We start from the raw sequence: 24095 nt of genomic DNA, 5'->3' as shown, positions 1-24095 counted from the left end.
TTCATGTACTTTTGCATAACCTTAAAGATAACAATTTCTTTAAATCTAAAAAACACTATAAAAAATTAGTTTTGAACACTGTTTCTTCCATTTTAAATATCGCCAAAAGCACTATAGAATCTGAAAGTAAAGCTATTGCAAATTTATCGGATTTACTTACAGATGACTTTGCCAATGCTGTTGAGTTAATTTACAATTCTAAAGGTAGAGTAATTATTACAGGAATTGGTAAAAGTGCCATTATTGCTAACAAAATAGTTGCCACTTTAAACTCTACTGGAACACCTGCAATTTTTATGCATGCTGCTGATGCCATACATGGTGATTTAGGATTAATTCTTAAAGACGATGTTGTTATTTGCATCTCAAAAAGTGGCAACACTCCTGAAATTAAAGTTTTAGTTCCACTTATTAAGAATGCTAAAAATAAAATGATTGCCATAACTGGTAACAAAGATTCTTTTTTAGGACAACAAGCCGATTATATTTTGAATGCTTTTGTAGAACAAGAGGCTTGCCCTAATAATTTAGCACCTACAACAAGTACAACTGCGCAACTTGTAATGGGAGATGCTTTGGCTGTTTGCTTATTAGAACTTAGAGGGTTTTCTAGCAAAGATTTTGCGAAATACCATCCTGGTGGATCTCTTGGAAAAAGATTGTACCTGAGAGTTAACGATTTATCTTCTCAAAACCATAAACCACAAGTAAGTCTTAACGCTACATTAAAAGAAGTCATTGTAGAAATTACAGAAAAAATGCTTGGTGTTACTGCTGTTACTGAAAATGACCAAATAGTTGGCATCATTACTGATGGAGATTTAAGACGTATGCTAAGTAAAAGTAATGACATTAATGGTCTTACAGCCAAAGATATTATGAGTACAAACCCAAGGCGTATTACTGAAGACGCCATGGCTGTAGATGCCAAAGAACTCATGGAAGAATTTGGTATTTCTCAATTATTAGTAGAACATAACGAAAAATATGCTGGTGTAGTTCATCTACATGATTTAATAAAAGAAGGCATTATATAATGACAAAAAAGAGTATTGACGACATGTCTTTTTTAGACCATCTTGAAGAGTTAAGATGGCATCTTATTAGAGCAACTTTAGGTATTGTAATTGCGGCTACTATTGCTGGTATTTTTTATAAATTTATTTTTGATGTGATTATTTTTGGTCCAACAAGAATGAGTTTCCCCACCTATGAGGGGCTTTGCAACATGTCACAACTTATTGGTGTAAAAGACACTACATTTTGTGCTGAAAAGTTTCCGTTCATTATTCAAAACAGAACTGTTGCAGGACAGTTCTCTGCGCATATATGGACCTCAATTTATGCAGGATTTATAATCGCTTTTCCATATGTACTATATCAGTTATGGAGCTTTATTAGCCCTGGATTAATGCCAAACGAACGTAAAAACTCTAAAGGCTTTTTAATTATTGCTTCGTTTTTATTCTTTTTGGGCGTAGTCTTTGGTTATTATATTATAACTCCGTTGTCTATCAACTTTTTAGCCAACTATAACATTAGTGAGCAAATTTCAAATGAGTTTGATATTAGCTCTGTTATTGCTATAGTCCGTTCATCATCTCTAGCATCTGGTTTTGTATTTGAGTTACCTATTATCATCTATTTTTTAACTAAAATAGGATTAGTAACTCCTCAATTTTTAAGAAAATACAGAAAGTATGCCCTAGTTATTGTTTTAATACTATCTGCAATTATTACTCCACCAGATATTGCGAGCCAGGTCATTGTTGCTATACCAATATTAATACTCTACCAAGTTAGTATTTATATTTCAGCAATTGTTGTAAGAAATCAAAAAAGAAAAACTAAACATGTCTGATATCGTTAAAGAATTCAATGATTATCGTTCTAAAATGAACGATAAAATTTTAGCTGATAATAATAAAATTGTAAAGCGTATTTTTAACCTAGACACTAATGCATTTACCGAAGGTGCTTTAGATAAAAAAACCAAAGAACTACTTGGATTAGTAGCTTCTACGGTACTACGTTGCGATGATTGTGTAAAATATCATTTAGAAGCTTCGTATAATGAAGGCTTAACCAAATCCGAAGTTAGTGAAGCACTTGGTATTGCAACACTTATTGGTGGTACCATTGTTATTCCGCATTTAAGACGTGCGCACGAGTATTGGGAAGCGTTGGAAAATCAAGGTTAAACTTTTAACAAAACGCCATCTATTTTAACCGAATCTATATGATTTTGCTATTTTTAACGTTTTAAGTAAACTTATGAAATTACGTGCAGAAAATTTAATGAAGTCCTATAGCGGACGAAAAGTAGTTAAAGATGTATCTCTTGAGGTAAATCAAGGTGAAATTGTAGGTTTACTTGGTCCTAATGGTGCTGGTAAAACCACTTCGTTTTATATGATTGTAGGTATCATAAAACCTAATGGAGGAAACATTTACTTAGACAGTACCAATATTACCAAATTTCCTATGTATAAACGTGCTCAAAACGGTATTGGTTATTTGGCACAAGAGGCTTCTGTTTTTAGAAAACTAAGTATTGAAGATAACATTTTAAGTGTGTTGCAGCTTACTAAATTAAGTAAAAAAGAGCAGCACGAAAAGATGGAATCTTTAATTGAAGAATTTGGTCTTGGACATATAAGAACTAATCGTGGTGATTTACTTTCAGGAGGTGAGCGTCGTCGTACTGAGATTGCTCGTGCTCTAGCTACAGATCCTAGTTTTATTTTATTAGACGAACCTTTTGCTGGTGTTGACCCTGTTGCTGTAGAAGATATTCAACGTATTGTTGCCAAGCTTACAAAGAAAAATATTGGTATTCTTATTACCGATCACAATGTACAAGAAACATTAGCTATTACCGATAGAACGTATCTAATGTTTGAAGGTGGTATTCTTAAAGCTGGTAAGCCTGAAGAATTAGCTAGCGACGAAATGGTGCGTAAAGTCTATCTAGGACAAAACTTTGAGTTACGTAAGAAGAAATTGGAATTCTAAATTGAATAGAAATTTACTTTAGCTTTTTTCTAACCCTTTTAAAGCTCAAAATCCCTAAGTAAATAACCGCAGACTGAATAAATAAATTCACAACCCAATACATTGCTCTTATGTACAAACTTTCATGTACATAAAAAGGAAGATTTCTATGTATACCATTTATAGGTAAACTAAAAATCGTGATTACTGGATTGGTAATAGAGGTTAAACTGCTTTCACTTTTTGTTAATTGAACATCTACATATACAATTATAAATTGAATCACCATTAAAATAAAAAAAATGATGATAAACGGTTTTAATTTTAGTTTTTTCATAAGTTATTTTATTGTTTAACTAATGGTTAACCTTCTGATAAACTAAGGGCTTTATATAGAATCTTTGATGGCTAAATACACCTTGAACACAATAGGACAAAATTATTTTAATCCTATTGGTTTCATTTTTTTGCGATTTCTTCTTTTATTAATTTCTTCTGATAACGTCCTTGAACAATATCTACAATTACAAGAACAGCTATAACAAAATAAAATGTTGTTTTACTCATTGGTACAATCTCATTACCAAATATTTTTAAGTGCGCCAAATGACCTCCTTCGGTAATTAACATAATACCTACAATAAATAATATAAACAAACCTAACACCTCATACATTCTATTCTTTGCTAAGAATACAGATATTTTATCAGCTAATAACAACATTAAAAGTCCACTAGCTACTATTGCTATTGCCATAACAATAAAAGCTGTAGTAGAGTTTTCTAAATCACTTGTTAAGCCAATGGCTGCTAAAATAGAATCGAATGAAAATACTAAATTCATAATTACAATGCTCACTATTGCTGCATTGGCAGATTTGCTTCGTTTTGCCCCGCCATCACTTTCAACATCATGGCTTAAATCACTTGTAGATATCATATGCCAAATCTCTTTAATAGCTGTATAAATTATAAATCCACCACCTGCTAACACAATAATACTGTGTCCATTAAACGCAAACTTAAACACATCTTTTATTTCTCCAGTTAAAAACGAAAATGGTTCTTGAAAATACTCAATTACAGACACTAAAACAAAAAGCAACACTATTCTTAATACAATTGCTATTAAAATCCCAACCTTTCTTACACGCTTTTGTTCGTCTATTGGTGCTTTTTTAGACTCTAGAGAGATATAAAGTAAATTATCAAATCCTAGAACCGCTTGAAGCATTACTAGCATTAAGAGTGTAAAAATAACTTCAGCCATTTTCTAAAAGATTAAATTATTAATGAATGTTTTTTCTATCTATTATAGATAAGATGATGTAAAGTATAATGATAATAGGTACAGCTGCAAATTGTAACACAATAAGCGCAACTAAACTTATAATTAAGAATACATATCGTATAGCATTATTCTTAAAACTCCAATCTTTAAACTTTAAGGCAAACAACTTAATTTTAGAATTTAAAAGGTAACAACTCAAAAACGTTAGCCCTATTAAAAACCACTTGTTTATAATAATAGAGTTCATTACATCATTATTTTGATATTCTAAAATTAGAGGTAATGCTAATATTAATAATGTATTTGCAGGAACTGGCAAGCCTTTAAAATAAGTTTGCTGGTCTTCATCTAAATTAAATTTTGCCAATCTGTAAGCTGAAGCTAGTGGAATAAATAACCCAATTAATGGTACAAGAGACAACTTAAAGTTTTGCCAATGAAAAATAGAATTCCAACTCTCAGAGTACGAAGCATAATCTGGACCATCTACAGTTAAAGAAAGAAGCTTAAACATTATTACACCAGGAACCACGCCACTCGTCACCAAATCTGCTAACGAGTCCAACTGTATACCTAATGGGCTTTGCACATTTAACTTGCGTGCTAACAACCCATCAAAAAAATCGAAAAATATACCTAAAAAAACAAACATTGCAGCTACAACAAAATTACCATGCACTGCAAATATTAAAGCAATACAACCAGAAAATAGATTAAGAAGTGTAACTATATTAGGAATGTGTCGCTTAAAACTCATAGATATAATTTTTGTAAAAATATAAAAGTATTTGAGCTTAGCTTATAATTTTTTTCAAATTGTAGGTATTTTAAAACAATAAGATGGCATTTTTAAAGTTAAATAGATAGAAAAATTGTGCATCTTTGTAAAAAATTTTGCTGTTGAAAAATTACATTGTAATTCTCTTAACACTTATAACTTATATAGCTTCAGCGCAAAGCACTAGAAAATATTCTAACGAATTTATGAATATTGGTGTTGATGCTGCTGCTTTGGGTATGAGTAATGCTGTAGTATCGCAAACTGCAGATGTTAATTCTGGATATTGGAATCCGGCTGGATTAGTACATCTTGAAGACAACCAATTGGCTTTAATGCACTCTAGCTATTTCGCAAATATAGCTAACTACAATTATATCGCTTACGGTATGCCTTTAGACGATAGAAGTGCTATTGGTATATCTTTAATCAGATTTGGTGTAGATGATATTTTAGACACTACACAGTTAATTGACGATCAAGGCAATATAAATTACGATAGAATTAGTACGTTTTCTACTGCAGATTATGGGCTAACATTCTCCTATGCCAGAAAATTGCCGATGGATGGCCTCAACTTTGGCGTTAATGCTAAAATTATACGACGTATTATCGGAGACTTTGCCTCTTCTTGGGGATTTGGTTTAGATGCTGGTATTCAGTTTGAAAATAAATCGGGTTGGAAATTTGGTATTATGGCTAGAGACATAACAACAACTTATAACTCTTGGTCTATTGACGAAGATAAGTTTGAACAGATTAGTGGCGCTGTTGAAGGACAAAACCAAGAATTACCAGAGACTACAGAAATTACAATTCCGAAATTAGAAATAGGAATGTCTAAAAAATGGATTTTTCATTATGATTATTCATTACTAGCAGCAACAAGTCTAAATATACGTTTCGAAGAAAACAATGATATATTTTCTACATCATTTGCGAGTGTAAATCCGGCTTTAGGCTTTGAATTTGGATATACTGATTTGGTTTTTCTTAGAGGTGGTGTTGGTAACTTTCAGAATGAAACACAAATTGACAACTCTGAAGATTTAACATTTCAACCAAATTTTGGTTTAGGTTTTAAATATAAAGGCATACAGATAGATTATGCTTTTACAGATATTGGAGACCAAAGTGCTGCGTTATATTCTAATGTCTTCTCATTAAAAATAGATTTTAGCATTTTTAGATAGTAGCTGTTATTATGATGAAACTAAAATTATCATTTCTTGCATTATTTATTTCTATATTTAGTTTTAGCCAACAACTTAGCTTAAGTGATAAAGCTGAAGTATCTGTCTTAACCTTTGGACCTGGTAACTCTTTAAATGATGCCTTTGGTCACAATGCATTTAGAATTAAAGATAAAGACAAAGGAATTGATATTGTTTATGGCTATGGTGAGTACGATTTTGATGCACCTAATTTTTACTTAAAATTCGCTAGGGGTAAACTTAACTATCTTATTAGTAGACATCATTTTTCTGATATTTTTTATTTCTATTCAAAATACAATAGAAGTATTAATGAACAAGTTCTAAATTTCTCAAAAGAAGAAAAACAAAAGCTATATAATTACTTAGAAAACAACTACAAGCCCGAGAACAGAAGATATCTCTACGATTTTTTTTATGATAATTGTGCCACAAAAATTAGAGATGTTAGTCAAACTAGCACCAATAATTCTATAGCATTTAATTTACCTAAAGATTTTGAGCAAAAAACATTTAGGCAGCTTATATATGAGCATGTTGACCGAAATACTTGGGGAAGTTTGGGCATTGATATTGCTTTAGGCTCAGTAATAGACATAAATGCTTCTGCTAAAGAGTATATGTTTTTACCAAAATATATTCATTCTTTTTTTGAAGTAGCAAAAATCAACAATAGTAATCTAGTTAAATCTTCATCTACGCTTTATCAAAAAAAAGAACAAGGCACAACTTTCAATATTCTTTTTAGCCCATTAGTAATTCTCAGCTTATTAGCTATTGTTATTCTTTATATAACCTACAAAGATTCTAAAAACAACAACAGAACTAAATGGCTAGACGTTGCTTTATTTAGTTTAACTGGTCTTATAGGTGTTGCACTTTTATTCTTGTGGTTTGGTACAGATCACTCTACTACTACGCATAATTACAATCTACTTTGGGCATTTCCTTTAAACCTTTTTGTTATTTCTCAATTGTTTAAAAAACAAGCTAAAAACTGGTTTAAAAGTTACCTAAAGCTATTAGTTATAATATTTTGCCTCTTAACTATGCATTGGCTTATTGGTGTTCAAGTTTTTGCTGTTGCTCTAATCCCTCTTCTTTTAGCTATACTAATAAGGTTGGTTTACTTGGTAAAATCTTTTAACAAGTAAAAGCTACTGTCCTCTGTAATATAAAATTGTGCTTAGTGTTTTTATGGCAATATTAAAGTCTAAAAACACACTTCTGTGTTTTATATAATACAAATCATATTGAAGTTTTATAAGGCTATCGTCTACTGAAGAACCATATCTTGTACTAACTTGTGCCCAACCTGTAAGTCCTGGTTTAATAATATGCCTTGTTTCATAAAAGGGTATAATACTTGAAAGCTCACTAACAAAAAATGGCCTTTCTGGTCTTGGACCAATGATACTCATTTCACCTTTTAATACATTGTAAAACTGTGGAATTTCATCTAAACGAGATCTTCTTAAAAACCTACCAAATGCGGTAATTCTTTGATCATTCTTTTTTGCCCACTTTATACCATCTTTTTCGGCATTAACAACCATAGTTCTTAACTTTATAATCCTAAAAGGCTTACTATTTTTACCAATACGCTCTTGCGAATAAAACAATGGTCCCTTATTACCGATTATATTTCCGATTAAAATGAAAGGTGATAATAAAATCCCTATAAACAAACCTAAAACTGAAAATACTATATCAAATGTTCTTTGAAAGAAAATGTAGAGTTTATTTTCATTACTTCTACTAAATGGAAAATACTTGTAAAAATCCTTACCAACAAACTGAATAGGTACTCTATGAAGTAATTCTTCGTAAACCTGTGTATAGTCTCTTATCTTAAAACCTCTTTCAAGCAGCATAATAAGATCGTGATAAACCTCTGCTATAATAGTTTCTGTATTAAAACTAGCTACTAAAACTTCTGAAATCCTCTCTTTCTCAATTGTTTCTAAAAATTTTTTGGATTCAAACTCTTTAAGGCCTTTAAATTTCACAGATTCATTAGTTGAAACTTCACTATTAATAAAACCTATTATTTTATAATTAGGATCACTAGCCCCAAAAACTTTAACTAATCCATCAATATTAGACGTTTCGCCTACAATAAGTACGCGCTTATAAAACCTTGGTGATCCTATAAGATTTATATATATAAAGCGCCAAAATAAAATTGACATTAATATCGCTAAATAAAAATATGCTATTTGAATACGTTCTTCTGGCAAGTATGGTGATAAAACAGGCGTTAAAAGATAAAATAAAACAACCGTAGATGTAGTAATTACAATATTTTTAAAAGTTGTATCTAATTTGCTCGCTTTTTGCAAATCATAAAGTTCAAAAATGGTTCCAAAAATAGATATATAAATACCCAATAAAATAAGTGCTACTATGTTATCCTTGCCAAAATAAAGATATTCAAATTCAGGGTAAAGATTTAAGCAATATATAGCAAAAAAAACTATTATTAAATCCGCAACTCTAAGGAGAACTTTTCTTTCAGAAACTTCAAAATGAATACCTCTTTTATGCTTCATGTATTAGTATAGTAAAGTGTAAATATAACAAGTACAATTTACTTTTACATTTATCTAAGACAAAAGTCTCTCCCATTTCAGCTTAACTTGTTCCCAATCAAAATGTTCTGCTTTTTTCCTCGCATTTAAAACTATACTATTTTTAAGATTTATATTAGACTTTAATCGTATTACAGCCTTAACCATAGCTTCAATATCATTTGGAGAAACTAACAATCCATCCTCGTTATCAGAAATTAAATGTGGTAAACCACCTACATTTGTAGAGACAACTGGTAAACCTAAAGCCATAGCTTCTATTACACTTATTGGAGTGTTATCAAAATTAGTTGTATTTATAAATACATTGCTTTTCTTTGATAATTCTATCCACTTTTTCTTGGGTAATTTATTGGTAAAAACAACATCTAAGTCGTTGCTTAATGCCAAATTCTTAGCCTCTGATAATGATCCATCAGTTTCTGGGCCTACCATGGTGAGACTTGCACTATATCCTTTCTCTATCAAACTTTTTAATACAAATACAGCTTGCTTAGGATTATAAATTTTATTGAAAGATCTTACCCAAAGTAAATTTATTGTATCTATTTGTCTATTAAAGAAATTAAGATTTTTTAGCTCAATTGTGTTAGGAATATGCTCTATTTTAGAGTATCCGTAATTTTCAAATACTTCTTTCAAAAAACCTGATGGAGATACTAGTTTATATGCATTGCAAAAAATCATTTTAGATAATCTTGGATTATTCTTTAGACGCTGCTCTAAATTACCTCCATGTAAAATTGGTATATATTTAGTTTTGAACCTCCTTGAAAGTTGACTAATAACAAGTGCGTAATAAAAATTAGTTGTGCTATATGTATCTATTAGTACAAAATCAGCAGTTTTTCTGTTAACATATACTAATCGTATCATATCTAATAAACGTAAGACTTTATTAGATTTATCTGATGCTATCTTTACAGAGCAAAATTCACTTAAATGTAAACTTAAACTTTCAACAGATGTTAAGTTTTTACCTTTTTGCGACAAGGCGTTTCCTACGTATAGGATGTTTTTCATATTCAATATCTAATAATGCCAGTGCATAAAAAAAAGCTGGCGCTGCAATTCGCATAGCAGAATGATTGATTGTTGCAAACCAAAAAGCCAAAAAGGCATAAAAAAAGACATTTTTTCTATTTTCACTCCTATAAGACAATGGCGTAAATATTAAAATTAATAAAATAAAAATACCAAAGACACCATGCTCTGATAATAACCTTGTAAGTTCGTTGTGGGTTACAACTTCCTTACCCTCTCTATTATACTTTGTATTACTAGCACCAATACCAAAAAAGGGATTTTCAATAAAGCCATCTAATTCATTAAATACCAATTCTACTCTTCCTGTTGTAAAATCAGCTTTCTCTCTACCTAAGGAATCTTGATTAGCATATCGTTTATCTATTAAACCCAAAGTATTAGAAGAACTAATAAACCATGAGGCAATCATTGCCATGAATAATACTAAAACCGATCCTATTATCTTGGTCTTAACTCTTGGCAATGCTTTAGCATAAAAAATTACAACAAAAGCAACAATTGTAATAATAGCAGCAAGCACACCTCCTCTACTAAATGTAATTATTGCTCTATAAGCAATTAAAACTAGGAAAAAAGAATTGAACAATTTAAGAAAAATTGTAGGCGACTTAATTAACAATCTTACAGTAAAAACAAACACACCCAAACCTAGTATTGTTGAAACCTGATTTGGACCAAAACCACCCGAAGACACATAGTTTGATGCTGTATTCTTAATAGTTTCTTTAACAGATGGGTTAAAAACCATAAGATACGTTGTCATAGTAACTATAGGCATAGACATATAAGCCAGCATATTAACAATATCTTTATGCTTTACTTTTCTTTCAAAGAAAAAAAGTGCTGCTAAACCTAAACAAACTGGCCCACTTAACACAAATGCTAAATTTGTTCTAAAGTTTGCATCAATATTTAAATCTAGAGAAGCTATCACAATTGATGGTACCAATAAAATTAAATAAACAAAATACGGATATCCTCTATCTGAAATCCCCTTATAAACCATACCCAATACAACAAAAAAGATAACAAGATACTTAGACGCCTCATAAGACATTCCGCCTTTAGTCATTCTAAAAAACACCTCAGCACCAATAAAATAAGCACAAGCATTCATTATTGCAGTTGTTTTCTTAGACTTATGAGCTACAACAACACTACCAACAAAAAAAATTAATGCTGTAAAAAAATAAAATTTTGATAATGGCTTAAGGGCATAGATAAGGAAACCTATAACAACATGAATCAATATTAAAGAAATATACTTACTATCGCTATTCAAAATCTACCCCAAATTTTTTAAAACTAAGAAAAACTAGATTTAAACATTTTTCTATAATCCCTTAAAGGAAACTTATAATTATAACTTTTACCAATCAAGTATATGTAAAAATGAACAAAGAATATTGGATATTTAGAATTATTTTTTTTCAAATACTTATCATAAACAAAGTTATTGTATTTACTGATTAAAAAAGGGGTAGCTTTTTTATTGTAATAATAATTTTTAATTTGAGTATCACTCTCTATTGTTTTATAAAACGAATAGTATTCTTTAGAAAAACTTGACGTAAATACTTCGAAAAGCGAGAGTGGTTTTTCTTTGTTTTTATAATAAAACAATATGCATTTAGAAACATCAATTAATATCCATTTATCTAATTCTTTAGAAAAAACTTCGTTAGTTGCATGTCCTCCATATTTTTTATTAAATGGTATTATCGTAATTCCCCATTCTCTTACTCTTATATCATTTATAACACAAAAATTATTGAAAATCTGAGTCATATCGCTACAAACACCACCATTACCATTAATCATTTCCTTCAGTGCTTCATCAGAAGCTAAACTTAAGCCTTTACCTCCTTTTATATGTTTTTTTAACCATAAAGCTATATACATAGCTTTTTCAATGTCTGTATCTGGACTTTCGTGTTCAAATATTACTTTGTTTATATCGTAAAAATAACTTGGTATAACAGCTTTGTCATTATTAGTATTGTAACATTCCTTTTCTAGCCTCTTAATAGTAGAATTTTTGGACAATAACCAAAACCTTATGTAGTATAATAGTGGGTGTCTCCGCAAAGCCCATGAGATTGATTTAAATTTCAAAATGAGTTATATAATTGATTAATAGCAACATAAATATATAAATTATAAAAACATTATGCTAAAAATCAATTTTTTATACGAACATCACACCACTTTATCAATGGAATAATTAAGGAATAAAGTTAGATATTATTCTACCAACTTTTTTATTCGATCCACATAATATGGATAAGAGAATTTTTTCACTATTAATTTGCAATTGAAAACAAATGACCTATACTTTTCATTAGGCATTAAAAGTGCCTTTTCTATATTATTTTTCACCTGATTTTCATTAACAGGCTGAATTAGAAAACCGTTAACTTCTTCCGTAACATATTGGCCAATTGATGATATATTAGAAACAATTGGCAAGCATCCAAAATTCATAGCTTCAGCAATCACTTTAGGAAACCCTTCAGAAGCTGTAGTTGGCATTAAAAAGAAATGAGAGGCTTTATAAATTTGAAATAGCTTATCTGTTGGCAAAAATCCATGAAAGACAAAGTTAATTTTACTTGTTACAGTTAAACTTTTAAAATATTCAATTTCAGATCCGTTTCCTATTAAATGTACCTGTCCTACTTTATTAGACATAGTGTCATCTAAACTATTAAAAGCCTTAATAATACGCTCTACACCTTTTTCTCGCTCTAACCTACCAGCATAACAAAAGTTAATTAAACCGTTATTATTCTTAGTAGAACGCACCTGTATTCCTTCTTTTAAGTCAGAATCGGTAAGGCATGGATTTTCAAAAGTTAAACAATGTTTTTTTTGATTTTGCCAATGACCATTAATAGTTACTTTTCTGCTTTGGTGTTTTAGCATAAATCGTTGCAAGGCATATCCTAAAGGTGGCGACTCTTGACTCCAATTACCTGCATACTTATACCATCCTTTTTTCTTAGAAAATAGCGTTAAATACGGAATTAAAAAAACACCTATTCCTGTTGGAGTTCTTAATTGAAAACAGTCTGATTTTTTTAAAACTGAATTTACCATTTTTACAACCGTTGGTGCAGATAAAGCAACTTTAATTTTATCTAAAACCGAATGACCTCCTGATGGTTTAATGGGCACAAACTTTATTTTATTACTCGTATATGGCAATGAACTCTCTGGTGCTTTTACATCATGAAACATAGCTACATGGTAGATTTCATCAAAAATTTGCGACAGAAAATTGATTTCGGTTATTGTTGGTCCCCAACCTACTATAGTACCATCTTCTAATTTGTAATGCTCTGTATGAGATATTATTGTAAGCTTCAAAAAAGTTTATATTTTAGTTGAATTAAGTAGCGTATTGTAAATTAACACACAAGATTTAAGATATGCTTCCTCAGAAAATTTTTGATTGTAAAACAGTTTTATATCATGCTTTAATTCTTCCTTATTTTTTAGAATAATATCAATATTTTTTAACCATTTATCTACCTCAAAATTATGCTGTATAAAGTTATCAAATTCTAATTTTACGATGCTAGCAACCTCACCTGTATTATAGGCTATAAATGGCAAACCTTGGCTAAGGTATTCTATAGCTACTAAAGGACCTGTTTCTGATTTTGCAGTATGTAAGCCAACATCAAATTTATGTAACTCCCTTTTAACATCGTTACACTTTGTTACAATATTAATTTTGTTAGAAATACCTAAAGTACTTATGAGCGACTCTATTTTCTGAAAATATGCTACATCAACAATTTGCCCAAATATGGTAAAACAGTAATTCTCTGGACTATTACTTATAAGTTCTAAAAGATACTCGTAGTTTTTTTGTGGTCTAAAGTTACCAACCGAAACTATCCTAATATTACCATCTGACTTTTTGATTGGTTCAATTTTACAATCTTCTTTTCTAATAATATTAGTCAGCTTATAAATATTGACATTAAGCCTATTCTCTTTTGCCCAACCTACAAGTTCTTCGCCTACTCCAATATATGCAGCACATCTTTCAATAGCACTTTTTATACTTTTACTTAAGGTTTTATTTTCGGCAATTTTACCAAAATGATCATGAAAAACCACAACACGCTTTTTATGCAATTGTGTTATATAAAAAAGCAATGAGACATACCTAAGCACTTGCCTTAAATGAACATGTACAACATCATACTTAATCAATTCTTTATACAGTTTATAAAGATAAATTGGGTTGTACTTATTCTTTCTTTGTATGTAAGTTATGTTAATGTCTGAGTGTAATTGCTTATCTAATTGTCCTTCTTTTAATAAGCAAACCAAACTTACATCATAATTATGCTCATGCAATAAATTAGTAAGATCTACAAGCACACGTTCTGCGCCTCCTACTTCTAACCTATCTATAACCTGAACAACTTTCACTTTTACAAATATTCTATTTTTGCACCTTGATTAAGCTTGATAGAAGCCAACCTCCACGATTTTAACACCTGAAACAAAATGAGTGGAAAAATTAAAACTGAAACAAACAATCCTACAACCTTCAAAACCTTATTTCCTTTAAAACGATAAGGCATAACTGAAGAAGGAACTGTTCTTAACAGCTCTAACTTTGCTCTATAATTACCAAAATAATGACGATACAAGTATAAAACACTTGGTATTGGTCTAGGTGCCAATATGTTTTTTGGTCTAAAGGCATCCCAACTTCCCATTTCTCTTAATCCGCCAGAGCCTACTTTTAAATGTACGCGTTTTGCATAAGGATTAGAAACATTAATAAAACCATGTTTATGAGCTCTTAATCCAAACTCACCATCTCCCATACGTTGTTTTTCAAATTGCCTATCAAAAAGTCCTATGTCTTTAAAAACTTGTTTTCTAATCAATACGTTTCCTGTATCTAACTGATCTGAGCGTCTAAAAAACGAATAATTCTCTGGGATTTTATCACCTAATACAGAAAGAGATACACCTGATGAAATGTCTGCATTAAAAAAATCGACACATCTTATATGATTAGAAATCCAGTTTGGCTCTACCCTACTATCATCATCAAATAACAAAATAAACTCACCTTTACTTAATTTAACAGCCTTATTTCTTGCCAACCAAAGGGCTTTCTCTTCTTGATATTCTACAGTAATATCTAATGTAAAAGATTCATAAAAAGAGGCATTAAAAGGCTCTGATTGGTCTATGATAATAACTTCAAAATTGGTGTAATCTTGCTGTTCTAAATCTTTTAATACATCATGCAAATATTCATACCTATTTAAAGTAGGAATAATGACACTCACCTTAGGGTTTTCTCTAATTAATGAAGAATTAAACGTTTTCCAATTATCATAAGTAATCGGTTTTTTGAGATAGTTTGATCGCTTAGTATTTCTGCTTTTTATAAAACCGCTTATCTCTTTAATTGGATTTTCAAAACTTAACAACCTGACAAACAAAACATAAATTGCCCAAAACGAATTAAAGTATTTTCTTAAAAAATAATAATTATCGTTTACTGAAGTGTTTTCAAAAGCTCTATAAGTATGTGCTTTACCAACGTAACCTAATTGAATAGCTTGCCAAGATAAATCGTAATGTTTTGCTATTTCTGAAGCATAATTATCATCGGGTTGTAATTGTTTTTTTACTTCATCTGAAAGTGTGTCATAAACAGGAAACACGTAAGATGCTTTTGATGGCAACGCAAAATAATGGGTTGGCTGTATGTATTTTAGAAAATTAAACATTGCCTATTGGTTTTGCAGGAATACCAACAAGTACTACATTAGAATCTAGATACGAATTAAGCACACATGCATTTGCGCCAATCTTTATTTTATCACCCAATTTAACCGGACCAATTATGGTTGCATTAGCACCTAGATTACAATCGTTACCTATTACAAAATCACCTTTTTTACAAGATTTATTTACACCTATGGCATTGCCTCCTGTTAGTGTTAAGTTAGAGCCAATAATACACACACCATTTACAACGACTCCTAAAGCAGGATGATGCACCAACACACCTCCTTTTATATCGGCTTTGTAATGTATATCTATATTAGATATTATTTGAAATAAAAAAGAAATCGGCAAGTATACTATTCTAATTACAGAATAAAAATCACCAATCAATCTATAACCACATCGTTCTAAACGATAGTTAAAAAGTCCCCAAAATGTTCTCGTGAATAAAACAGTAAAAACTCTCAGCTTTTTTCTACCAATAGATCTTTTTACATCTTGAATAAAATAACTTAATTGCTCCAATTTTTAATTCTATTTTAAACCTTATTCATAATTAAGCATTTCAAATGTATTTAAACAAAGTTAGAAAGTAAGTCTTTAGTTTTAATTTATCCTCCCAAAGCTTTCTGTTTGCTTCAAACAAGTTATTTAATTTTTCATCGTCTAACTTACTATGAAATTCTGTAACAATATCTGCAACGCTATGTCTATCTTTATAATCTACCCATACAACATGATCTTTCCAGTTTAAATAAGCTTCATGAGGCAACATACAATCTGTATTTATAAATACAGGAATTCTACCCATTGCTAAGGTTTCATAAAACCTTACCGAAAAGTTACCCACACCTCTAGCACAAAGCACATAATCTGAATCTTTTATATTATCAAAAAAATCTAATGTAGTTTGATGAATATCACGATTTTTTAACCTCTCTACACCTCCTCTATGTTGTTTTCTTAAAATAAAATTGCTTTTAATTTTAGCGTTGTTTTGTAACAGCCTCAACAACTTTGACCTTAAATATTTGGTTGCGATAATCTTGTGTGGTTTTTTGTACCAAACTCTAAGATAGGATAATGCATTTCTAGCAATAATTTTTGTTACTTCTTTAAGTGCCTCTAACTTACTATTATCTACTTGTCCGCAAAACCCAACAGTAGGTAAAACAGTATAAGGCCTTTTAAAAACTATAGCCCTATTATAGTACTTTTTTAAAGGGTCTTCAATAAATACTGGCACACAATAATGGTTACTACTTAACTTAGATTTATAGCCTTGTTCTCTTATAATAATTACATCTAATTTTTTTGGAATATTAATTCCAAAATCGCTTGGTAATGCTACAATAACTTTTTTTCCAAGTTGGTTTGATTCTTTTATAAACGCTACTGCCTTATCAACTTGTTTTGTTATTACATAGTACATCCAAGACATAGTTAATACCACAAAATCTGCTTCATCAATACTCTTTGCAAAAGCAATATCCTTTTCAGAAATTCCATAGTTCAAAACCCTATTTTCATCATTATAACCAGCTTCTTTAATAAATGGTTTTAACAACGCAAATAAATGCCTTCTGTAATTGCTATCATAATGCTTTTTGGGAAAAAACAATGTCATAAGTAAACAATAATATTCTTGAGTTAATGATTTTTATCTTTCTAGTTTTCTTTTTAAGAGTTATAAAATTGATTAAACTTTAAATTTTGAGTTCTAAGCATGAATTCTTCTTGAACTCTTTTCATAGCTTTTTCAGAAATAACAGTTTTCTCGGTTTCTGTAAGTTGAATAACTTCAATTATTTTTTTTGCAAATAACTTAGGTCTTTGTGACTCAACCAACCATCCTGTTTCACCATTAATTATATTTTCTTTTAATCCACCTACATTAGATACTATACATAATTTTCCTAAAGCTTGTGCTTCTAAAACAGCATTACAAAATCCTTCATTTAAACTGGTTTGCAGGTAAATATTAGATTTACTAACCAACTCTAGCGCCTTATTATGATCTAATTTTTTATGAAACACTACATTTTCCTTCAAACCCAACTGTTTTACTAAAAACTGATAGCGTTCTCTTTCTTTAATGTTTCCATCGCCTATAATATGATAGTTAACTTTAGGATAAGTTACTTTTAGAATTTTTATAGCTTTTATAGCTGTGGTTAAATCTTTAATCCAATTTAATCTCGCTAAAGTACATATTGTCAATGAATCTAATGGTTCTAAACTTTGTTTAGGATTAAATTTATTTAAAACTTCCTCATCTACTGCTGGTGTTATAACTGAAATGGAAGTATTTTTTTTTAAACCTAGCTTATAAGCTTTATTTACTAAATATTCTGAAATTGAATGAACCTTATCTATATTACTCCACACCTCCTTATAACAATTTTTATGCTTTAAGGGAAAAACATTAATATCAAACCCTCTAAAACTTACTGCCATTTTTGCACCTAAGGCTTTGGCAACATACTCACTTCCTACAGCTTGAGTTGTAAAACCAAAATGCAACCAATCTACATTTTTTGTTAATATATGGCTGTTTAAATAAATACGCTTAAATATTTCCGTTAAAGAAAAACCTGCATTTTTCAACAGTTTATAATACTTAATTAGTTTTTTAGGATGTAGTAATAACTTAAAAAAAACACATATAACATTTAGTAAAAATAAAAACTTATTTATTCTAACTTTTGGGCTTTTAACGGTTCTACATAATTTAAAACTTGGGTCAATTGTCTGTGCAAAAACAATCACTTCAAACCCGTTTTTTATTAGGCCTTTTATTTTGTTATTAAAAAACGTTTCTGAATAACTGGGTGTAGATGGTAATACAAGACCTATTCTCATACAAACTTAAGTTTTAAAGTTTATAATTTACAACCTCAAACCTGTTTAGGATATTGGTGATTTTTTCTACAGAATTAGGGTATAAACTATTAGAATCTTTAGAGCCAGATCTAATACTACTATTTGGGTGAGTTTTAGAAGATGGTCTGCTATATTTATCTTCTAAATTAGAAAGTGGTTTTAAATTATAGGTTTTGCATAGGTCATAAAACATATTAATATCTGACTTTAAATCTTCATATTTTACAATCTTTAAATTAGAGCAATTGGTTTCAGACAAATCAAAAACCACCTTATTCTCTATACACCATCTAAGAGTTAATATTTCTATTCTAGAGAAATCATCTACTTCTTCCCATTTAAAGTCATATTTTAAATCTAAAACCTCTGTTATACGCTCTTGATGCTTAAAATGATTTAAATTATACAACCAATCAAACTTAACCCTGTTTTGTGACAAAATCACATCATAAGGGTTTCTTATAATAAACAATAATGGTATTTTAAAATACGAACTCATAAAATGAGCACTCAAATTGCAACGCACAAATTTTACAACATACTTTTTAGGAATAATTGGCCATAAATGCATTTTCAACTTTCGGTTACTAATTTGTGCAATCCAATCATTATCAATTTTATTACTAAATATTTTTTTAAAATATTCTACTTGTTCATTTTGCAAATTATCTTTTGAAATAAATTTGTCGCAAATTAAATAACCTTCCTGAGTTTGATACTCATGCTCTGGCTCAAATAAAAGTCTATATCTAAATTGAAGTGCTATAATTTCAGCTAACCAACTTGTACCACTTCGTGCAGAACCAGCAACAATTATATGTTTATTAAATGATTTCAAATTTTGGTTTTCAGACTAATTTTAAATATAATTTTTTGTAAGCATTAATCTCATTTTTTAGAGAAAAACGAGAAGTTACATTTTTGGTAGCTTCATACCTTAGCTTGTTGTACAAGTCTTTATCTCTATACAAGAGTTTTATTTTTTCAACCAATTCATTTGTTGAATTAAATATATAACCTCCTTTACCTTCTTTTAGAATATATGCTGCACCTCCACCAGAGTTTGAACTCAAAACAGGAACTCCACAAGCCAATGCTTCTAAAATACTAACAGGCAAGCCTTCTTGTTTAGACGCTAATATAAAAACATGCTGTTGAGAAAGTACATGAGGTATTTCATCATTCTTTATAAAACCATTAAATGATACGCGGTCTTGAAAATGATTTTTATCAATTAATTCAATAAGAGTGTTTTTGTAAACTTCATCCTCTTTTCCATATAATTTTAAATGAACGCTATCTGGTAAGTTAGTTAAAGCTTCTATTATTTGAGCCTGATTTTTGTTTGCTACTATATTACCTATACAACAAAGGTTAAATGTTTTTTTAAACTTGTTTTCTTCAAACTTAAACTTATTCAAATCAACTCCATGAGGAATAAAACTAATCTTAGATTTTAAATAAACTGAACTGAAAAATCGAGATTTCATCTCCGGATTATCATAAGCAATATAATGAGCCAATATACTTTTTAGCAACCATCGCTTAGACCAAGCATTATTCTTTTTTGTGTACAGATATTTTACTCCACTTAATCTGCAAGCTACTGCCTCAATAAAATTAGATTTATAATCCCAAGAATGACAAATATCTATACGATGTACTTTTAATATTCTTGAAAACTGCTTAACATCTTTTAATAGCTCTCCTGTATATTGAATATGGATTTGGTTTGAAACTGACACATCATTTGGAATAAGTTCCGGAAATTTTTCTACTGCTAAAAATATTTGAAACTCTTTTGTATCTAAACCTCTTAGTATGGATAGTAAAACATTTTGACTTCCAGCAGTTTTAAAATTAGGAATGGTATATAATATTCTAATTGGCCTCAAACTCAATTATTATTTTTATGCCATAAAGATAAGGTTAATAACATACTTAAAGGATGCGAAAACCTAACATTATCATCTACTTTAAAACTTTCATATATATCATCTATAATGTCTTTCGAAACTAGCTTTAAAAAGTCTTCATTATAGATATGCGCTTCTAATTTTTTAGCATTTTCTTTACCTAAAAATTGTAACTCCCAATTGCGTTGTACATACGGTTTACCTATTGCGTTTTTTATAGTTCTGCCTATTTTATTAATGCCTCTGTAAGGCAAATTATATGGTAATTTATTATAATGATAATTATTTAGGTTAAAAGGTTTTTGCTCTTGCCACGTAATGTTAGATAGTGCTATATTTCTCTTTTTTATATAAGCTATCTGAAGTTTTCTATTTGCCAAATAAGCTTCGGGTATTGTACATATAAACTCACACATTTTATTGTCATAATAAGGTAATGTGATTGGTTGTGCGCTTTCAAAAATAGACAAGTTGGCTGTTGTCCATCTTGGCGCCCAGTACATAGATTTGAAGGCTCTAATCTTTGCACTAGAGTCTTCAATAGTTATTTGAGATAATAAGCTTTTTATTCTCTCCCTTAAATACGCTTCAAAATTACCATCTAAAGCCCAAGATTCCCAAAGTGCTTTTGCTAATTGCAAACCATTTGGTTTAATTATTTTTTTTAAAATCAATGACACCTCCTCTTCTTCTGAAAGCTGCTTATCGGTCGTAGAGTCAAACAGCACATCGCCCCAATGACCGAGAGAAAACAAATCTCCTTTTGACTTTAAAGAATCTATAACAGCCATTTGCCTTGCATGAGTAAAATCAGCATAACAACCATTTATTTGAGATAGTTTTTCTATTTTATCCCAAAGATATCCTTTGTTTATTTTAAATGCTTCAAACGGAAATTCACAAACACTAGCTATTTGCTTTGATATGTTTGCTTCATCATAACCATTTTCAAACGAGTAGCTGTAAGATGCAACATTTTTATTAAGATAATTTAGAGCTACTGCTTGTGTTCTAGAGTCTAAACCGCCTGACAAGGGTAAAATCACCTTCTTATCTTCCGTTTGCCTATCTATGATAGACTCAAAAAGTTCAGTAAACTCCTTAAGAGCATCTTTAAAACTAATGTCTCTTGGTTTATAATACCATTTAAAGTAAGGTTCACTTTTTATTAAATAACCCGATTCATCTATTGTATTGATTGTGCCTGGTTTTAAACAAATCTCGTCTTTGAAGTAAGTATCCTCATCTAAAAAAAAACCAATGGCCGCAAATACGCATATTGCTTCATAATTAAGAACATGCTGTCCTTTAATTTTCACAAAAGTCTGACGGTTAGGAATAATATCTGTTCGTATGGTTTTCACTAAAAAATACTCTGATTATTTATGTTTTAGACATTCATAATATAAATCTTCAAAATCAGCTGTCATTTTCGTTATGTTATGATTTTGTTCTACTTTTTCTCTAGCATTCATTCTAAGTGCATTAATTTTTTCTATAGATAGCGTATCGAAATCTTGAATCTTTTTACTTAGCGCACTCGCATCTCTTATAGGTACTAAAAACCCTGTTTCATTATCTGTAACCAGCTCTACTACTCCGCCACAACGTGTACTTAAAACAGGAAGTCCAATTGCCATTGCTTCAATTATTACATTGGCTATTCCTTCTGCTATACTTGGTAAAACAAGTAAATTTGAATTAGCCATTAATTGATAAACTTCTTTCTGAGGTATAGAATCTGTAACAGTAACATAATCTTGAAGATTAAAATCATTAATCATGTATGCTACCTCTTCATTGCCTTTAGCTCCAATTATAGTGTAATGAAAATTAACTCCATTATTTTTTAAATCCTTGCAAGCTTTTATCATGTAGTCGTAACCTTTAATCCAATGTGGTCTCCCTACAGAAATTAGTTGCAATGCATCTGTTTTTTTATACGAACAAATACTAGGGAATTTATTGAAATTAAAACCTGAATAAATCACCTTATCTATTTTTGAAGGTGACGCATACAATACATTACTTTTTTCTTTTATGGCTTCACTAACTGAATGAAAGCCTCTAATTCCTGGAAATAAGGTCTTTAAATAAGCTTCATTTTCTGCTTCTACAAATGGCCTTACATTTAATTGATATCCAAGCTGACTTAAAACCACATTATAGCTATTTTCTTTAAGGATGGTTTCACAATAAGGCAATAGCGATATCCATTGCACATGAACTATATTAGGTCTTATCTGCTTTAAAGCTAGATTAAAATTAAAGTGTTTTAAACCTGAAGCATCTATATGAGTTATTAATTTTAAAAGCTCAAAAAAGTCTGAAAATACACCGCTTTTGTACAAATTTTTAAAACTAAAAACTAAACTCCTCCAAAGCAGATTTAATTTATTGCTTTGAGTACCTAGATCTATATACTTAACTCCTTTTATTTTTTCATCTACTCTGGTGTCAAAACCTAACACATATATCTGATGCTTTTCACAAAGACTTTTTATGACAGTATTAATGAATGGTCTCGTTTTAAAACTACCATCAAATATTACTATTTTAAGCTCAGATTTCAATTTTAATTTAGTCGTTGATTTTAGAAAATACTTTATTTACACTCGTTATTTTTATTACAGCTTTCTCTCTTCGTTTAAGAAAAAATCTGTTTCTGTTTTTCACCATACTATTTAATTCATTCTCAGAAAACATAATATTAGATTTGTAATAATTCTTAAGTTCTTCTTCTGAATATACTTTTGAATTCACAATATCTCTACACAGTAATTTTAAGGATTCTACTTTGTTTCCCGACAGAAAATGATTTGGCCTATCCTTAAAATTTTTGAATTTTTTTATAAAATCTTCAGCATCAAACATGTGGTAATGCAGCATACCTTTTATAGCAACCGCATTAATAGATTCTCCATTAGCATAAACGTAACGATGCACATTTTTTGGTAGTATTTCTTGTTTAGAATTCACCCTTAAAGCTGCTTTTCCGAGATGTTGTCCATACCAATAAGAAAATTTAATATAGTTCTTATTAAATGGGTTGTAAAACGACTTGTATATTTGATCTATTCTTCGGTTAAACTTATGTGTAATTTTAAAATATGAAGCCTCTGCAAATACATTATTAAAATTGCTTCTGTCTTGTACAATTTCATAAGGCTTAAAATTTACCAAATCTACCGAATCATCAATTTTACTAAAGAAACTATTTAAATCTGAAATTTCATTTTTATCGGTAATTACAAGCTCGTCTGCATCAATAGATATTAACCAATCTACTCCTAATTTCTTACTCTTCTGCAATGCATCATAAGTATTTAAACACTGCCTTGCTGTATGATGTTTTTTTGCTTTTTGAGTAAATTTTTCTAAAACCTTAATGTCATCATATTTATCACCAACTGCATCAGATATTTCTACAATATCAATATCTGAAATACTAGACTTACCATTATCTGTGGTATTATCGAAATAAATAAATACTTTGCAAACACCAATTTCTTTATGGTATAAAATATTGCTACGCAAAATACGAGCTTCATTCTTGGCAGTTATTACAATAGCAATTTTCATTATTTATTCTCTCAATTATTTAATT

Annotated in this window: 24 protein-coding genes; 6 read left to right on the top strand and 18 right to left on the bottom strand. The window is 29.9% G+C overall.

The annotated features are described in order from the left end of the window. Window positions 1-71 precede the first annotated feature (71 nt). From N4A42_RS00835 to lptB, 4 genes are all read left to right on the top strand, one after another. Window positions 72-1037, top strand: coding sequence for a KpsF/GutQ family sugar-phosphate isomerase (locus N4A42_RS00835; RefSeq protein ID WP_294068595.1), 966 nt, complete (start codon window positions 72-74; stop codon window positions 1035-1037). Beyond that, entirely contained in the window at window positions 1037-1861 is an 825-nt protein-coding gene (gene tatC / locus N4A42_RS00830) for a twin-arginine translocase subunit TatC (RefSeq protein ID WP_294068593.1), read from the top strand. The genes N4A42_RS00835 and tatC overlap by 1 nt, the downstream gene beginning before the upstream one ends. Further along, entirely contained in the window at window positions 1854-2201 is a 348-nt protein-coding gene (locus N4A42_RS00825) for a carboxymuconolactone decarboxylase family protein (protein WP_294068591.1), read from the top strand. Before tatC ends, N4A42_RS00825 begins: the two co-directional genes overlap by 8 nt. Before the next feature lie 73 nt (window positions 2202-2274). Continuing rightward, a complete protein-coding gene (gene lptB, locus N4A42_RS00820) occupies window positions 2275-3015 on the top strand; it encodes an LPS export ABC transporter ATP-binding protein (RefSeq protein WP_294068589.1) in 741 nt (246 codons plus the stop codon). A gap of 13 nt (window positions 3016-3028) precedes the next feature. Here lptB and N4A42_RS00815 read toward each other — a convergent pair whose 3' ends face one another. From N4A42_RS00815 to N4A42_RS00805, 3 genes are all read right to left on the bottom strand, one after another. Then, window positions 3029-3331, bottom strand: a complete 303-nt coding sequence (locus tag N4A42_RS00815) for a hypothetical protein (protein ID WP_294068588.1) — start codon at window positions 3329-3331, stop codon at window positions 3029-3031. Between the two features lie 122 nt (window positions 3332-3453). After that, on the bottom strand, window positions 3454-4263 hold the full coding sequence (locus N4A42_RS00810) for a tellurium resistance protein TerC (protein WP_294068586.1): 810 nt from the start codon (window positions 4261-4263) through the stop codon (window positions 3454-3456). 19 nt (window positions 4264-4282) lie between these two features. Next, on the bottom strand, window positions 4283-5041 hold the full coding sequence (locus tag N4A42_RS00805) for a CDP-alcohol phosphatidyltransferase family protein (protein ID WP_294068584.1): 759 nt from the start codon (window positions 5039-5041) through the stop codon (window positions 4283-4285). A gap of 143 nt (window positions 5042-5184) precedes the next feature. Between N4A42_RS00805 and N4A42_RS00800 the strand changes: the two genes are divergently transcribed. Beyond that, complete coding sequence (locus N4A42_RS00800; protein WP_294068582.1) at window positions 5185-6255, top strand: PorV/PorQ family protein; 1071 nt, start codon at window positions 5185-5187, stop codon at window positions 6253-6255. Between the two features lie 11 nt (window positions 6256-6266). Continuing rightward, entirely contained in the window at window positions 6267-7430 is a 1164-nt protein-coding gene (locus tag N4A42_RS00795; RefSeq protein WP_294068580.1) for a DUF4105 domain-containing protein, read from the top strand. A gap of 3 nt (window positions 7431-7433) precedes the next feature. Here the strand turns inward: N4A42_RS00795 and N4A42_RS00790 are convergent, their stop codons facing one another. The 15 genes from N4A42_RS00790 to N4A42_RS00720 form a co-directional block, all read right to left on the bottom strand. Beyond that, window positions 7434-8828 carry a sugar transferase gene (locus N4A42_RS00790; protein WP_294068578.1) on the bottom strand — a complete coding sequence of 465 codons (1395 nt, stop codon included), beginning with the start codon at window positions 8826-8828 and terminating at the stop codon, window positions 7434-7436. Between the two features lie 54 nt (window positions 8829-8882). Further along, entirely contained in the window at window positions 8883-9890 is a 1008-nt protein-coding gene (locus N4A42_RS00785) for a glycosyltransferase family 4 protein (RefSeq protein WP_294068576.1), read from the bottom strand. Then, window positions 9844-11196 carry an O-antigen ligase family protein gene (locus N4A42_RS00780; protein ID WP_294068574.1) on the bottom strand — a complete coding sequence of 451 codons (1353 nt, stop codon included), beginning with the start codon at window positions 11194-11196 and terminating at the stop codon, window positions 9844-9846. Before N4A42_RS00780 ends, N4A42_RS00785 begins: the two co-directional genes overlap by 47 nt. 23 nt (window positions 11197-11219) lie before the next feature. Then, window positions 11220-11960: a transglutaminase domain-containing protein gene (locus tag N4A42_RS00775; protein ID WP_294068572.1), complete on the bottom strand. Its 741-nt coding sequence runs from the start codon at window positions 11958-11960 to the stop codon at window positions 11220-11222. A gap of 198 nt (window positions 11961-12158) precedes the next feature. Then, a complete protein-coding gene (locus N4A42_RS00770; RefSeq protein WP_294068570.1) occupies window positions 12159-13283 on the bottom strand; it encodes a glycosyltransferase in 1125 nt (374 codons plus the stop codon). Between the two features lie 6 nt (window positions 13284-13289). Continuing rightward, window positions 13290-14363, bottom strand: coding sequence for a glycosyltransferase (locus N4A42_RS00765; protein WP_294068568.1), 1074 nt, complete (start codon window positions 14361-14363; stop codon window positions 13290-13292). A gap of 2 nt (window positions 14364-14365) precedes the next feature. After that, complete coding sequence (locus N4A42_RS00760; RefSeq protein ID WP_294068567.1) at window positions 14366-15688, bottom strand: glycosyltransferase family 2 protein; 1323 nt, start codon at window positions 15686-15688, stop codon at window positions 14366-14368. Beyond that, the gene (locus N4A42_RS00755; RefSeq protein ID WP_294068565.1) at window positions 15681-16214 is read right to left on the bottom strand and encodes a DapH/DapD/GlmU-related protein; all 534 of its coding nucleotides are present in this window, start codon (window positions 16212-16214) and stop codon (window positions 15681-15683) included. Before N4A42_RS00755 ends, N4A42_RS00760 begins: the two co-directional genes overlap by 8 nt. A 40-nt stretch (window positions 16215-16254) precedes the next feature. Continuing rightward, complete coding sequence (locus N4A42_RS00750; RefSeq protein ID WP_294068563.1) at window positions 16255-17316, bottom strand: exostosin family protein; 1062 nt, start codon at window positions 17314-17316, stop codon at window positions 16255-16257. Between the two features lie 53 nt (window positions 17317-17369). Further along, window positions 17370-18551: a glycosyltransferase family 4 protein gene (locus N4A42_RS00745; protein WP_294068561.1), complete on the bottom strand. Its 1182-nt coding sequence runs from the start codon at window positions 18549-18551 to the stop codon at window positions 17370-17372. Between the two features lie 13 nt (window positions 18552-18564). Further along, complete coding sequence (locus N4A42_RS00740) at window positions 18565-19410, bottom strand: sulfotransferase domain-containing protein (protein WP_294068559.1); 846 nt, start codon at window positions 19408-19410, stop codon at window positions 18565-18567. A gap of 10 nt (window positions 19411-19420) precedes the next feature. Then, window positions 19421-20467 carry a glycosyltransferase family 4 protein gene (locus N4A42_RS00735; protein WP_294068558.1) on the bottom strand — a complete coding sequence of 349 codons (1047 nt, stop codon included), beginning with the start codon at window positions 20465-20467 and terminating at the stop codon, window positions 19421-19423. A 2-nt stretch (window positions 20468-20469) separates the two neighbouring features. Continuing rightward, window positions 20470-21852, bottom strand: coding sequence for an asparagine synthase-related protein (locus N4A42_RS00730; RefSeq protein WP_294068556.1), 1383 nt, complete (start codon window positions 21850-21852; stop codon window positions 20470-20472). A gap of 15 nt (window positions 21853-21867) precedes the next feature. Continuing rightward, window positions 21868-23061: a glycosyltransferase family 4 protein gene (locus N4A42_RS00725; protein WP_294068554.1), complete on the bottom strand. Its 1194-nt coding sequence runs from the start codon at window positions 23059-23061 to the stop codon at window positions 21868-21870. Window positions 23062-23068: 7 nt separating this feature from the next. Continuing rightward, window positions 23069-24070 carry a glycosyltransferase family 2 protein gene (locus N4A42_RS00720; RefSeq protein WP_294068552.1) on the bottom strand — a complete coding sequence of 334 codons (1002 nt, stop codon included), beginning with the start codon at window positions 24068-24070 and terminating at the stop codon, window positions 23069-23071. Window positions 24071-24095: the final 25 nt, after the last annotated feature.

This window comes from Winogradskyella sp. (assembly GCF_025210595.1).
GTDB lineage: Bacteria > Bacteroidota > Bacteroidia > Flavobacteriales > Flavobacteriaceae > Winogradskyella.
The sequence above is the reverse complement of the archived record's forward strand: the minus strand, read 5'-3'. Positions and strand labels throughout refer to the sequence as shown.